This is a genomic window from Parabacteroides sp. CH2-D42-20 (assembly GCF_003670185.1).
In the GTDB taxonomy this organism is placed as follows: domain Bacteria; phylum Bacteroidota; class Bacteroidia; order Bacteroidales; family Tannerellaceae; genus Parabacteroides; species Parabacteroides distasonis.
Genome location: NZ_RAYG01000002.1, coordinates 133,492 through 145,452 on the forward strand (window position 1 = coordinate 133,492; position 11,961 = coordinate 145,452).

Sequence of the window (11,961 nt, forward strand, 5' to 3'; positions counted from 1 at the left end):
ATGGAGTACTACGGAAAAATATTGTGTATATCAAAAGATGACCTGACACGTGACGACCGGCCGCTTTTAGGGGACTATCGGTTAGATGTAACGAAAGCTCCTATAATGACAGTTAGCTGTTTCGATCAGTTGGTTTATCGTAAAATAATACAGGTGATTCGTAAAGGTATAGGCCGTGGGGTAAAATCCCTTGTTTCCGTGGATAGTCTGCCGGATAAATATAAAAAGTTAGTTGAACAAAAATACGGAAGTATGGACGCTGAGATTTTAAGAAACTGGTTCGCTTCGCATTGGGAAGTGGATGCGGATGCCCGCAGCTTTTATTCCCGCTTCCGCCTGCCTTCCGGCAAGCCTCTGGAACCGGAACAACAGCAGGAATATACATTGAATGCTTCCGCTTTACAGTCAGTTGTCCGCCTGATGAATGATGTCAGGATGAAACGGGCTGTCATGCAGAACAACAAAATACGTTGGGAAGAAATGGCCGGTGCGATCAGCTTCTTTCAAAAAGAGTTTGGGCATAGTTTGCCGCTTTCGGTAAACCGCTTCAAAAAGAAAGTAAAGGACTTTCAAGAAAACAGTTACATAAGCCTGATAAGCAAAAAGTTCGGTAATCAGAACACAAGGCTTGTCAATGTGCAGGTTGAAAGTTTACTGCTTAGTTTGGCGACATTGCCGAACAAGCCGTGGAATAAAAACGTGTGGGAAATGTACAACATGTTTATAGCCGGTGAGTTGACTGTTTGCAATCCGGAAACCGGCGAGATATTTAACCCGGCGGAATTTGTGGATAAGAAAGGCAACCCGATCAGGCTTAGCCAATCCACTATAAACAACTATCTGAACCAGCCTAAAAATCAGGTCTTGATAAATCACAGACTTATGAGTTGGAGCACATTCATGCACAATGAACGCCCGCATGTACACCGCCACGCCCCGGAATTTTCTTTCAGTAAGATTTCGTTCGACGACCGCGATTTGCCACGTAAGCTGAAGGATACCAAACAACGTCCAAAGGCTTATTATGCCTATGACGTAACCAGCCAATGTGTAGTCGGCCTTGCTTACAACCGTAATAAGAACGTTGATTTAGTGGTAGACTGTTTCCGCGATATGTTTCGTCTTATGGAGCGTAACGGTTGGAATTGCCCGGCACAAGTCGAAGTGGAAAACCACCTTATGAGCCAGTGGAAAGATAGTTTTTTAAAAGCCGGTACGATGTTTCCCTTTGTTCGTTTCTGTGCCCCGCTAAACTCACAGGAAAAGTTTGCAGAACCATTAAACGGCGCAAAGAAACGCAGTGTTGAACACAAAAACCATTTAGGAATAGGCCGCTTTTATGCCAAAAATGAGAAATACAGGGCAGAAAGTAAAAAGATAAGTGACGAATATAACGACACTTACGAAGAAAAGCAGTATTACACATGGGAGCAGCTTATTCAGGAAGATATTGCGGATGTTCACGAATTTAATCATTCCCTGCACCCCAATCAAAAGAAATATCCCGGTATGACGCGCTGGCAGGTGCTTGAAAGTAATATGAACCCGACTTTGCAGCCTGTTGATAAGGCTATTTTATACCGTTTCATTGGTGAACACGTAGAAACAAGTATCAGACGAAACAGTTATTGCCGCGTAAACTATACAGACCTTTGGTTAAGCAGTCCAGAAGTTCTCGACCGCCTTGCCCCCAATAATAACCAAGTGGATGCCTATTACCTGCCGGATGAAGAAGGAAACATGGGTGATGTGTATATCTACCAAAACGGCGTACTACTTGATAAGTTAAGCAATGTCGGAACCTTCAATACATCGGAAGCCGAACAGACGGATAAGGACAAACAGGTAATGACAGAGCAAAACAAGTTAATCAGCCAGTTCGACGCAATGACTAAGAAAGAAGCTATTGCCCCGGTGGTGGTGATGAAAGCAGAAACCGCCAAAAAGATAGCGAAAGCAACGGCGAAGCCGATACAGGTTGATAATGTAGAAACGGATGCCGATAGCCTGATAGCTCAATTCAGCGACTACAAAGGCCGGGGCGTAGCAAGTATATAACAGTATTAGAATAACATTAAAACATTATTATAACATGGAAGTAACGAACGATATTAAACAACGTATTCTCGAAGCCATTACGGTAAACCGAGAAAATTACCCTTCGGATAACAAGCACGCCGCCGCACTTGGCATTTCGGCCAGCGTGTACAATGTACTGAAAAAAGGGAAAATTGACAAACAGGTTAGCGATACAAATTGGATTTGCCTTGCCCGTCGCTTGAATGTATCGCTGAATAATGAAATTCAGTGGCAAGCGGCCGAAACGCCGACTTTTGTCTATATAACCGAACAGTTGGCAATGTGTCAAGAAAGCAGTGTTTCCGCAGTGTTATGCGATATGGCGAATATAGGTAAGACGTTTACGGCCCGCCTGTATGTAAAGAACCACAAGAACGCCATATATGTCGATTGTTCACAGGTAAAGACTAAACAACGCCTGATACGCTTCATTGCGAAAGAATTTGGAGTAAACAACAACGGCAGGTATTGCGACGTTTACGACGACCTGTGTTTTTATCTGAAAACGCTGGAACACCCTTTAATTATTCTTGATGAAGGGGGCGACCTGCAATATGAAGCCTTTTTGGAGTTGAAAGCCCTTTGGAACGCTACGGAACGTTGTTGCGCTTGGTACATGATGGGGGCTGACGGCCTGAAAGAAAAAATGAACCGGTCTATCGAATGCAAAAAGGTAGGTTATACCGAAATGTTTTCCCGCTATGGTGACAGGTACAGTAAAGTAACCCCGGAAGACGGGAAAGAACGCGAAGCCTTCCTGAAGGCACAAGCCGCAATGGTCGCCAAATTAAATGCGCCTGAAGGGACTGAAATTATGAAAGTGGTAAACCGTACCGGCGGAAGCCTTCGCCGGGTGTATACAGAAATTGAAAAAATAAGAAAAGGGGGCTTGGTATGATGAAAAAGATTTATCAACTCGGAATGGAGCCGCAATATGCTGCGCATGTGCTGTTATTGTGGAATGAAGGTGAATATCCCTGTGATATTTGTGTACGTCGGGCGAAAACAGCCGGTTTGATAATTATTGAACTGGATAATTTGGAGTTAGCTAACAAAATAGTAACCGCGACCCGTTGCAAGGTTGCATGTAGATACGCAAAAGGATGAAACGGGCTTATTCTCCTAAAGAGATACAATCTATGAATATACCCAGCTTCCCGTTTACCGATGAATGGGAAGCTGCATTCGGAACGCCTGACCGCACAGGCACTTGGATTATTTGGGGTGACAGTGGTAATGGCAAAAGTAGTTTCGTTATGCAGTTGGCCAAGTATCTATGCCAGTTTGACAAGGTGATTTATGACAGCTTGGAAGAAAGTACAGGGCTTTCGCTTCAAAACAGTTTGAACCGGTGTCGCATGGATGAAGTTAACGGGAGATTTCAGATACTTGACCGGGAACCAATGAATGAACTGTCTGAACGCCTTTTAAAACGGAGAAGTGCCGGTATCGCCATTGTGGATAGTTTTCAATACTCCGGGCTTACTTATGCGACCTACAAGGCAATGAAGGAAAAGCACCGTAATAAGCTGCTGATATTTATTAGCCATGCCGAAGGAGTGAAACCTGAAGGCCGGGCAGCAAAAAAGGTGGCTTATGATGCTGATGTAAAAATATTCGTGCAGGGCTTCCGGGCAATTTGTAAAGGCCGGTTTATCACAAAGCCGGGCAATCACTTTACGATATGGGCTGAAGGTGCTGCGCAATATTGGAATGAATAATAAACAATTTTAAATACATAGTCGTGGATGATGTGATTGAAGCAATTTTAAACAGTGCGATAAAGAAGGCCGAAGGCTTTTCTTTCAGCGACCAGTCTTTTATTTATAGTGAAGTATCAGAACGCCTCACTAATCTTTCACACGACGCTCTGATGGCTGAATATGGACTAACAGAAGAAGATTGTATATGAAACGAAATTATGCCCGGTTTTATACTCTTCTTAACCGGATGCCCACATCGGACAAAGAAGAATTAAAAGTGGAATTGGTACGGCAATACACAAACGGCCGTACAACTTCCCTGAAGGAATTGACCGATAAAGAATACGACGCCATGTGTGACGGTATGCAAAGACAGGTAGGCGGATATAAAGCCCGCGAAATTGCACGAGAGGAACTAAGACGCAAACGGTCGGCGGCCCTTCTTCTTTTACAAAAGAATGGAATTGACACAACCGACTGGAACCGCGTAAACGCCTACTGTAAAAACCCGCGAATTTCCGGTAAGGAGTTCGGAAAATTGACAGTTGAAGAATTGGAACTTCTGTGTATCAAATTGCGGTTGATAATGCGGAAAAATGATAAAAACAAGGATTATTCACAATTAAATTAATAAAGTTATGACAGAAGAAAAGAAAGCCGTTGAAATGACGGACGAGGAACTGAAGCAGTTCAATGAATTTAAGGCCGAACAGGCTAAAAAGAATGCCAAAGAACAGGCTAAAAGAGATCGTGAGGCTTACCGCGATTTGGTGGATGAAACCATTGACAAGACAGTTCCGGCCTTAATGCGCCTTAGTCAAGGTATTAAGGAAACAAAGCAGTCGATTTTGGATGATTTCAGGCACGTTATTGAAATGAAAGCCGATGTTCTAAAGTTGAAAAAAGACGGTCAGCGCAGCGATACGTTTACCAACTCACAGGGTGATAAACGGATAACTATCGGTGTCTATACAACGGACGGTTATCGCGATACGGTAGAAGATGGCATAGCAATCGTTAAAGAGTACATCGAAGGGCTTGCCAGTGATGAAAAAACAAAGGCACTTGTTAAAATGGTGCTTCGCTTGCTGGCCCGCGATGCGAAAGGCACATTAAAGGCAAGCCGTGTAGTGCAACTCCGGAAGATTGCCGAAGAAACCGGAAGTGACCGTTTTATGGAAGGCGTTCAAATAATAGAAGAAGCCTATCAACCGGCGATAAGCAAACAGTTTATCCGGGCTGAAGTAAAAAATGAGAATGGCGCATGGGTTTGTGTACCTTTAGGAATGACAGAAGCATGAGCAAGCGACAACCAATGTTATTAATATCGCCGCCGCTTTTCCCAAAAGAACACCCGACAGAACAGGTGGTATTCGGCGGTGTCCCCTGCGGGTATTGTCATGGGAACGGTTGGTTTTGGGGAATGGATGAACTGACACATGAAAGTGTAAAGGTAGAATGCCCGGTTTGTAAGGGATATAAGAAATTAAAAGCAGTTGTGACTATCAACTGGGTAGCTGATGAAAATAAATAGTAATATTAAAATAATAAAACGATATGGGAAACATTTTAGACAGATTTAGAAAGCCAAAGGAAACGCAAGAACCCAAAGGGATAAAAAGAACAAGGACTATTCCGCCGCATGTAGTAGCTTGCAAGGTGTGCGACGGCCGCGGTATCATAGACGGCCATATTTGCGAACAATGCAAAGGTTCAGGGCGCGTAATAGTCACCTGTGATGTTGTAACCTATGTGATGGCATTCGTGCCGGAAACGCTTTAAAATAGGCTTATATGAAGTATGTCATATTTGAACAAGAAGGAACCGGCTTAAAAATGCCGGTTCTTTTTCCCGACCATGTAACACATAATATGGTGAATATAGAAGGAATGAAAATTGTTTCTGCCGGCTTCTGTTTGATTGGTGGGGATGAAATTGTTACCATCCCTTCGGGTGTAAGCGAAAGTTTGAATATAGGCCCGGCAGAAGGCGATAGGGGGTTAATTATTGCCACTTTGTGTAACGCAGGCGTATATGCTTTTCTAAACTTTTAATTTAAAAAATAACGAATCATGGAAATATCAGAACGATTTAATGATGCAGAATTACTGACAAAGTCAGTGCTCGCTATTATGGATAAAAAAAAGGCTATTGAAGCCCGATATAAAGAGGAAACAGCCCCTTTAGATCAAGAGATAATAGAACTGGAAAATGCTTTTTTGGATAAGTATTTGATAGATTCAACTGGAAAGCCTATTAAAAAAGGTATGATTTTGGAAAAAGAGGGGAAGAGCTATAAGGTATTGAATAGATATCAACAATGTTTTATTCGGTATTTGGGAAATGCACGAGTCAGCGTTCTGCCTGATGGGAAGAAAGGAGCGATTGATATTGGAGTTGGCGAAATACAAGATTATACGATTGTCGGTTAATTAACATTAAAAAAACAGCGAATATAAGCAAAATTAAAAGGAATAAAATGGAAACAGAAGTACCAAATAAAATAGTTGAAAGACTGAAAAAGTTAATGCGCCTTCAACAATCAGCCCAAAAAATCGGGTCAGAAGGTGAAGCAAATGCCGCTGCGGCTGCGATTAGTCGACTGTTGACACAATATAATTTGTCATTGATGGATATTAACCCGGAAGAAAGAAAAGAGTCTTTGCGGGTACAAAGAACCGGAAATATTAGTTTTAAAGACACATACGGCCTTTGGAAACGCTTGCTTATGAATGTTATATGTGAATTTAATTACTGCAAAGTTTTCCTGATTTCCGGTCAAACAAATATGATTGTAGTAGGAACAGAAGCAAATACTTCAACGGTTATCTATTTATATGATATGCTGCGCAGTATCTTCCGCAAATTGGCTCCGGTCAGGTATAAAGAATTTGCAAACGGCAAACGTGGGGCTATACGAACAGAAAAGTATAAACGCAAATATATTGCTTCGTACCTGAATGGTTGTGCCTATGGACTAAGGGAAAAACTAACCATTGAAGCAAAAGCAAATGAAGTGCAGGAAAAATCGCTTGTTGTTTGTCATAATCAACTGATAAATGATTATATGCATAGTTATACACCTGTGGAAAGAAAAGCCCCTAAAACGAAAAAGAAAGATATTATAGAGGCTTTTTATAATGGCTATTGTGACGGTAAGAATACTAATATTAACAAAGCAATAAAGTAATAATCCCATGAACTTAATTTTCGCATCAATAGCAATATTTCTGCTGTATATTGGCAGTATGGTTTTTATGTTTGGTGTTCCGTGGTCTATTAGTAACACCTACTATCTTTTAGAGGAAAAAAGAAAGGGGTTAGGTTGGCTGTTTACTGCATTTTGTTACGGTGTTGGTGGTTTTTTGTTACCCGGTTGGCTGAATGTGACACCGGAAGGTTATCAGTTTACCTGCTTTCTCTCTGCCGCAGGCTTGGCTTTCGTTGGTACGGCGGCACAATTCAAAGAAAGACTGACAAATACAGTGCATTATACTGCGGCGATTATCTGTTGTCTGTTTTCTCAAATATGGTGTTTCGCGGCCGGCTTTTGGTGGTTGTCCCTGCTTTCTTTTGCCTTTTTTTATGTGTTGCCGGATTTAGCCAGGAAAAGAACTGGATGTTTTGGATTGAAATAGCCGCTATAATGGCAACGTATAATTCAATTCTGATGCTTTAAAGTGATGTTGCCACTTTACGGAAAGCGGGATAAGTAAATTTATCCCGCTTTTCTTTTGTGGTACGGCGTTTAATTGATAATTTTGTATTTGTTCTAAATCCGCAATACATGAGTTTAACAGGCTGTTCATACGCAAAACGCGTTAAGGAAGTAAATGAAATATACGACGAATACGCAAAAACCGGTTTATCCAACCGGGCGATTTGGCGCAAGTATATTTGGCCTATTTATGGTATATCGGAAAAGACATTCTATAACTATATAAATGCGGCCGCAAATCCTGCTGTTATCGCCAAACAGGAAGCGTTGCAACTGTCCCTGTTTTAATGAACGGAAATATTCGGCATGGCAGGCAGTTTCATCATTTTTTTGACTGCCGAGTTATCATGTACCAAACATTTAAAGACTTCCGTATTATCCAATATTTCTTCGTGGTCGTGGCACGGAATAGAAGCCGTCCGTTCCAAAGAACCTAACTGTTCTGTACTGAAGCCGTATAAACAACGGTTTATTTTATCCAATAAATCAAGATGGAAAGTGTCACCGTCGAACCCTTCAGGTACAGCGTTTGTTACCACATGAAGCCCTATTGTAAGGTCTGCGTCCTGTAATCCGTTGGTTTGTGTCCGCCAGCTAATTTTACCAAATTCAATGAAAACGGCCGGCATGGCAAATATACTTTCTTCTTCTATAAATTCAACCTGCCTGTTCCAAAGGGCGATGTGTTTTATAGCGTAATTTGGCTTATCTCCACTTTCTATAACAGCCTGAAGCTGTTCTTCTGATAGAAATATTATATTTCCCCCTTCATCAATAATAAGCCGGCTAAGGCGTTTTTTTAATGCCTGATATACATCTTTTCTCATTTTGTAATAATATTATGCCGTTTAAAATAATCGTCAATATTTTGTTCCGCGATTTCGCGTATAATCTTATCTGTTGTTTTACTATTGCCGATAAAGCGGCGTTCCGGTATGGTGATTGTAGAACCAACCTTTTTCAAAGCCATAGCCCTGTAAAAGTTTTCTTTATCCGATAATGTCCGGTTGCGTCTGTTATCCCGTTTTTCGCCGTTTTTCTTATAGCTGTACCCGCTTTCAATCTCTTTCAGCTTTGCGAAGAAATACCCCTTCATCTTACGGGTAACCTTTATTTCTCCGCCTTCGTTGTGAATGCGTCCGTATGGTTTGTGTGAAGTGTACGCCAGTTCCGCGCCCCGCTTCCGGGAACTGATGCTTTTGCGTAATCCGCCGGTGCGCTGCATTAATGAGCCGACACCGTCGTCAAACTTCCTTTCGGGCCACTTCTGTTCATCAAAGAAAGATTTACGTTCAAAATTTCGGTCGAACTCTTCGTCTAATTCTACCTTTATATCATCCAAAGACCGGTCGATTACTTCTTTTCTGAAATTTCCGTCCATAAGGTTGGGTTTTAGATTATTAATTGTATATTTGCGCTATGAAAGCATTCATTGTGTGGCCACACCTGGTCTTGGAACCTAAGACGGTGCCAATGGGTGCTTTCATTTTATCTTGTCCGTAATTGAATACAGGAAGCGATTGTGCCAAATAACACCTTTTTTCGACTTTTCGTCCGTTTCCGCCACATTCAAATAAACAGTTTTGCCTTCTATCTCTGATTTCAGATAATAGAACCGTTTGATTTTATCTTTTCGTTCATGGCTGAGCGAATCCGACGTTCTCACATAAACCGCTTTTTCCAGCACTTTATCCAGTTCGGACAAATGGCCTTTCTTTAGGACTGACGATCGGCCAAACGTATCACTATATAGATGCTCGTTCCCTTCTTTTCGGAATCCGATACTTTTCTGCACCCCGTCAATCTCCAGCGTGACTTTCTTTTTTAGAAGCGGCTGCATTTCCCTTAGGTAGTGCTTACGCTCAATGGCAGTCTGTGATTTGGCCATATCTCCGGCGCATTCCCGGATGATCGGGCACGCGGCACAAAGTTCATTGCTCGGTATTTTACCCAGCTTCACATTACCTTTTTTGCATACAGAACATTTGCTGATTGTATATGTATTGTAAGCCGGGTAGGCAGCCCTTTGCTTTCCGGGATTAAAGCGGAACATTTCGGCGTACTTCCCCTCAGTCGCCTTTTCTCCGGCCGTCATGGCTTCTTTGCTATCGGTTGCCGGATATTTGGCCGCACGTACTTTTGTAACGGTACAGCGACAACGCCAGCCATTTGGCGGGTAATAGCTATCCCAAAACGGGTCGCTGCTTGGCAGGGTGATACCTTCCAAAGCGCGATGTTCCTTTCTTACTTTGTTGTCCCCTACCGTCCGGTATTGAAGTAAATACCGACCACCCCCGTCGTCCCGCTGTTCTTCCCAGCGGGCTGCCATTTCGCTGCTTGCTACGGTAAAGTCATATTCGGTTTTCAGGTAGAATTTATTATAAGTATCATTCAACGTTTGAACGTCCTTATAATACTGTTCAAACGGCTTTATATTTCCGCTTTCGTCCAGCAACATACCTGCGGCTTCTTTCATTTCGTGAAATGTCTTGAACCCGCTGAAAACACCAACGCTTTCGCGTAAACTGTTTACCATTGCTTCAGATGGCGAACTTTCACCCAGCCCCCGTTCTATGCCTTTGGAGAGAAAAGACGCTGTTTCCTCAATCAGCCCGGCGATTGCGTCGTCGCGAAGCATGGCCGCCCCGAATACGCGTTTATCGTGCAACCATTCTATCGCCTTGTCGAACGCCGCTTCAACACCTGAAATATCCGGGTAATCCTTTGCGGATAAAACAAGGCCGCCACCTTTGTACACTTCTGCCGCCCTACCATGCAGCCCCACGTAATCGGTGGGGCTTAGTCGAAAAAAGGTCTTGAAAGTGGCTGTGTCGGAACCTGCTTTTTGCCAATGATAGGAATATTATACTTATTTATAAAGTACTTTGGGTCGACTTCAAACCGGTCTGCAATCATTGTTTCAAATAAAACCTGCTGTTCCGGTGTGTAGTCTATACTTTCGTCATATATAAAACGTAACCCTTTTATCGGGAACCCGTGCTTGACCATACGCGGTATAAGCTGGTCGTTTACTATATCCTTGACCAAATCCGCATCGCTTTCGACAACATTTTCAAATACTTCGAGGTGTACTTCCGACTGCGACAAACTACTGCCATTGTCGATTGTCATTGTCTGATTTAGCAGCCCCTTGCTTATTTCGCTGTTGGCTCGTTCGACGCGTTTATCGTACACGTTAAACGCATCGCCGCGGGTTGTTTCCTTTATGTCTATTTCGGTTCCTTCGGGAAACAAGCCCCATGCGGCGGCTCCCATAGAAGCCAGCATGTTTTCAATGCGCGACCGATCTTTGGGGTCGCGTGCCGTTGACTTGGCAATTCTAATCGGCATGCCGAATATTTCTCCGAACTGATCCCAATAGGCCAGCATGTTCTTTTTGGGAATTGCCTGATGTGCCGCCTTCAGGTATAATCCGAGGTCTTTCGGTTTTCCGGCTTCAATAACCCAATCGGACAAAGGGCCTTCCCGGTAATCAAAACCGTTTTTCCATTCGTCACCCTGTTCGCGGATGATAGCCCCGTATTCAGGAATAACATGTTTACGCGGCACTAATTCAACGTCTTTGTAGCGCATTTTCCCGTCGACGGATATAACATCGCCCAACTGTATAAGCGAATGCCCCCAATAGCGGCTATCCAAAATATAGCCGATTAAATCTTTGAACCAGCCTGTTTCAAACAGGGCCGTAGCTTCTTCCTTTTCCTTGCCCTTCGCATCTACCAGCTTGAAACTTTTTTTCAGCGTGAAGCCCTTGCGCTGACCGACGCAACCGGTCAAGTGAAGGTCGGCCTCTATATCTGTATAAATATCATACAGCGGGCCGCGTCGCGGATTTTCGATATTCAATGCCATTTGCCATGCCTGACGCCAGTTTTTCAGGTCTTTTTGTGTCAAGGCATCGGCTTGCAGCTTCAGTTCCACCAGCATGGAATTAAGCCGTTTCCGGTCGCTTTCCCTTGCAAGATTATACCCGCCAATAGACAGGCTGTTGTTTATATTGCGTTTTTTACAACCCATTGTTACCAAATGTAAGTGTTACTTTTTTCCGATCCCCATTTTACAGGGTTATAAATATCTTCTTCGCCGTCCTCACCGGTGAAGGTTGGCAAGTCCGGTGTGACCTTTCCGGTCTGTACTTCTTCCAGCCACTTTATCGCGCGGTCGTAACGCTCCTTTCTTATTTCGCGGCCCATTTTATTTGGCAGCCATGATATAAGATGATACAACGTTATATCACAGGCGTACATAACGATTATGTCGTTCCGTTCTTTGCCTACCGCGGAAAATACTTTGTCGGTATCGTACCGGCTACGCAGATAACCGGCAATTTCTTCGACAGCCATTTTTTCGGCCTGTTCGCGCTTTTCCGGCGTACTTTGTTGGAAGATAGTCAGAGCGTCCGCCGATGTTACGATATAGTCGTTCTCTGTTAGAAACATA

The 11,961-nt window shown here is 43.1% G+C and carries 18 protein-coding genes; 13 read left to right on the plus strand and 5 right to left on the minus strand.

The annotated features are described in order from the left end of the window. The 13 genes from D7V92_RS02145 (at position 1) to D7V92_RS02205 (ending at position 7,788) form a co-directional block, all read left to right on the plus strand. Positions 1-2,058 (plus strand): hypothetical protein, encoded by a 2,058-nt coding sequence (locus D7V92_RS02145; protein ID WP_075555820.1) that lies wholly within the window; start codon positions 1-3, stop codon positions 2,056-2,058. Positions 2,059-2,092: 34 nt separating this feature from the next. Continuing rightward, complete coding sequence (locus D7V92_RS02150) at positions 2,093-2,977, plus strand: ATP-binding protein (RefSeq protein WP_057327622.1); 885 nt, start codon at positions 2,093-2,095, stop codon at positions 2,975-2,977. Next, positions 2,974-3,186 carry a hypothetical protein gene (locus D7V92_RS02155; RefSeq protein WP_075555818.1) on the plus strand — a complete coding sequence of 71 codons (213 nt, stop codon included), beginning with the start codon at positions 2,974-2,976 and terminating at the stop codon, positions 3,184-3,186. The genes D7V92_RS02150 and D7V92_RS02155 overlap by 4 nt, the downstream gene beginning before the upstream one ends. Before the next feature lie 32 nt (positions 3,187-3,218). Then, entirely contained in the window at positions 3,219-3,800 is a 582-nt protein-coding gene (locus D7V92_RS02160; protein ID WP_172681329.1) for an ATP-binding protein, read from the plus strand. 23 nt (positions 3,801-3,823) lie between these two features. Next, on the plus strand, positions 3,824-3,991 hold the full coding sequence (locus D7V92_RS22140; RefSeq protein ID WP_167369465.1) for a hypothetical protein: 168 nt from the start codon (positions 3,824-3,826) through the stop codon (positions 3,989-3,991). Then, positions 3,988-4,413 (plus strand): hypothetical protein, encoded by a 426-nt coding sequence (locus D7V92_RS02165; protein ID WP_075555817.1) that lies wholly within the window; start codon positions 3,988-3,990, stop codon positions 4,411-4,413. The genes D7V92_RS22140 and D7V92_RS02165 overlap by 4 nt, the downstream gene beginning before the upstream one ends. Before the next feature lie 7 nt (positions 4,414-4,420). Continuing rightward, positions 4,421-5,083 (plus strand): DUF3164 family protein, encoded by a 663-nt coding sequence (locus D7V92_RS02170; protein ID WP_121772177.1) that lies wholly within the window; start codon positions 4,421-4,423, stop codon positions 5,081-5,083. Then, on the plus strand, positions 5,080-5,316 hold the full coding sequence (locus D7V92_RS02175) for a hypothetical protein (RefSeq protein ID WP_121772178.1): 237 nt from the start codon (positions 5,080-5,082) through the stop codon (positions 5,314-5,316). Before D7V92_RS02170 ends, D7V92_RS02175 begins: the two co-directional genes overlap by 4 nt. 259 nt (positions 5,317-5,575) lie before the next feature. After that, positions 5,576-5,836, plus strand: a complete 261-nt coding sequence (locus D7V92_RS02185; RefSeq protein ID WP_075555815.1) for a hypothetical protein — start codon at positions 5,576-5,578, stop codon at positions 5,834-5,836. Between the two features lie 18 nt (positions 5,837-5,854). Beyond that, positions 5,855-6,214: a xylulose kinase gene (locus tag D7V92_RS02190; protein WP_121772179.1), complete on the plus strand. Its 360-nt coding sequence runs from the start codon at positions 5,855-5,857 to the stop codon at positions 6,212-6,214. Positions 6,215-6,261: 47 nt separating this feature from the next. After that, positions 6,262-6,972 (plus strand): DUF2786 domain-containing protein, encoded by a 711-nt coding sequence (locus tag D7V92_RS02195; RefSeq protein ID WP_121772180.1) that lies wholly within the window; start codon positions 6,262-6,264, stop codon positions 6,970-6,972. A gap of 7 nt (positions 6,973-6,979) precedes the next feature. Further along, on the plus strand, positions 6,980-7,420 hold the full coding sequence (locus D7V92_RS02200) for a hypothetical protein (RefSeq protein WP_121772181.1): 441 nt from the start codon (positions 6,980-6,982) through the stop codon (positions 7,418-7,420). Between the two features lie 149 nt (positions 7,421-7,569). Then, the gene (locus D7V92_RS02205; RefSeq protein ID WP_057327599.1) at positions 7,570-7,788 is read left to right on the plus strand and encodes a hypothetical protein; all 219 of its coding nucleotides are present in this window, start codon (positions 7,570-7,572) and stop codon (positions 7,786-7,788) included. Here the strand turns inward: D7V92_RS02205 and D7V92_RS02210 are convergent. The 5 genes from D7V92_RS02210 to D7V92_RS02230 all read right to left on the minus strand — a co-directional run bounded on the left by D7V92_RS02210 (position 7,785) and on the right by D7V92_RS02230 (position 11,960). Continuing rightward, positions 7,785-8,327 (minus strand): hypothetical protein, encoded by a 543-nt coding sequence (locus D7V92_RS02210; protein ID WP_121772182.1) that lies wholly within the window; start codon positions 8,325-8,327, stop codon positions 7,785-7,787. The genes D7V92_RS02205 and D7V92_RS02210 overlap by 4 nt on opposite strands. Beyond that, the gene (locus D7V92_RS02215) at positions 8,324-8,881 is read right to left on the minus strand and encodes a phage virion morphogenesis protein (protein WP_057327597.1); all 558 of its coding nucleotides are present in this window, start codon (positions 8,879-8,881) and stop codon (positions 8,324-8,326) included. The genes D7V92_RS02210 and D7V92_RS02215 overlap by 4 nt, the downstream gene beginning before the upstream one ends. Before the next feature lie 102 nt (positions 8,882-8,983). Further along, entirely contained in the window at positions 8,984-10,285 is a 1,302-nt protein-coding gene (locus D7V92_RS02220) for a phage minor head protein (RefSeq protein ID WP_147441507.1), read from the minus strand. A 14-nt stretch (positions 10,286-10,299) separates the two neighbouring features. Further along, entirely contained in the window at positions 10,300-11,538 is a 1,239-nt protein-coding gene (locus D7V92_RS02225; RefSeq protein WP_121772184.1) for a DUF935 family protein, read from the minus strand. Positions 11,539-11,540: 2 nt separating this feature from the next. Then, positions 11,541-11,960, minus strand: a complete 420-nt coding sequence (locus D7V92_RS02230) for a phage protein Gp36 family protein (RefSeq protein WP_057327594.1) — start codon at positions 11,958-11,960, stop codon at positions 11,541-11,543. Between the last annotated feature and the right edge of the window lies 1 nt (position 11,961).

Coding starts and splice junctions, on each gene's coding strand:
- D7V92_RS02145 (WP_075555820.1), top strand. CDS start 1: ATGGAGTACTACGGAAAAATATTGTGTATATCAAAAGATGACCTGACA.
- D7V92_RS02150 (WP_057327622.1), top strand. CDS start 2,093: ATGGAAGTAACGAACGATATTAAACAACGTATTCTCGAAGCCATTACG.
- D7V92_RS02155 (WP_075555818.1), top strand. CDS start 2,974: ATGATGAAAAAGATTTATCAACTCGGAATGGAGCCGCAATATGCTGCG.
- D7V92_RS02160 (WP_172681329.1), top strand. CDS start 3,219: ATGAATATACCCAGCTTCCCGTTTACCGATGAATGGGAAGCTGCATTC.
- D7V92_RS02165 (WP_075555817.1), top strand. CDS start 3,988: ATGAAACGAAATTATGCCCGGTTTTATACTCTTCTTAACCGGATGCCC.
- D7V92_RS02170 (WP_121772177.1), top strand. CDS start 4,421: ATGACAGAAGAAAAGAAAGCCGTTGAAATGACGGACGAGGAACTGAAG.
- D7V92_RS02175 (WP_121772178.1), top strand. CDS start 5,080: ATGAGCAAGCGACAACCAATGTTATTAATATCGCCGCCGCTTTTCCCA.
- D7V92_RS02185 (WP_075555815.1), top strand. CDS start 5,576: ATGAAGTATGTCATATTTGAACAAGAAGGAACCGGCTTAAAAATGCCG.
- D7V92_RS02190 (WP_121772179.1), top strand. CDS start 5,855: ATGGAAATATCAGAACGATTTAATGATGCAGAATTACTGACAAAGTCA.
- D7V92_RS02195 (WP_121772180.1), top strand. CDS start 6,262: ATGGAAACAGAAGTACCAAATAAAATAGTTGAAAGACTGAAAAAGTTA.
- D7V92_RS02200 (WP_121772181.1), top strand. CDS start 6,980: ATGAACTTAATTTTCGCATCAATAGCAATATTTCTGCTGTATATTGGC.
- D7V92_RS02205 (WP_057327599.1), top strand. CDS start 7,570: ATGAGTTTAACAGGCTGTTCATACGCAAAACGCGTTAAGGAAGTAAAT.
- D7V92_RS02210 (WP_121772182.1), bottom strand. CDS start 8,327: ATGAGAAAAGATGTATATCAGGCATTAAAAAAACGCCTTAGCCGGCTT.
- D7V92_RS02215 (WP_057327597.1), bottom strand. CDS start 8,881: ATGGACGGAAATTTCAGAAAAGAAGTAATCGACCGGTCTTTGGATGAT.
- D7V92_RS02225 (WP_121772184.1), bottom strand. CDS start 11,538: ATGGGTTGTAAAAAACGCAATATAAACAACAGCCTGTCTATTGGCGGG.
- D7V92_RS02230 (WP_057327594.1), bottom strand. CDS start 11,960: ATGTTTCTAACAGAGAACGACTATATCGTAACATCGGCGGACGCTCTG.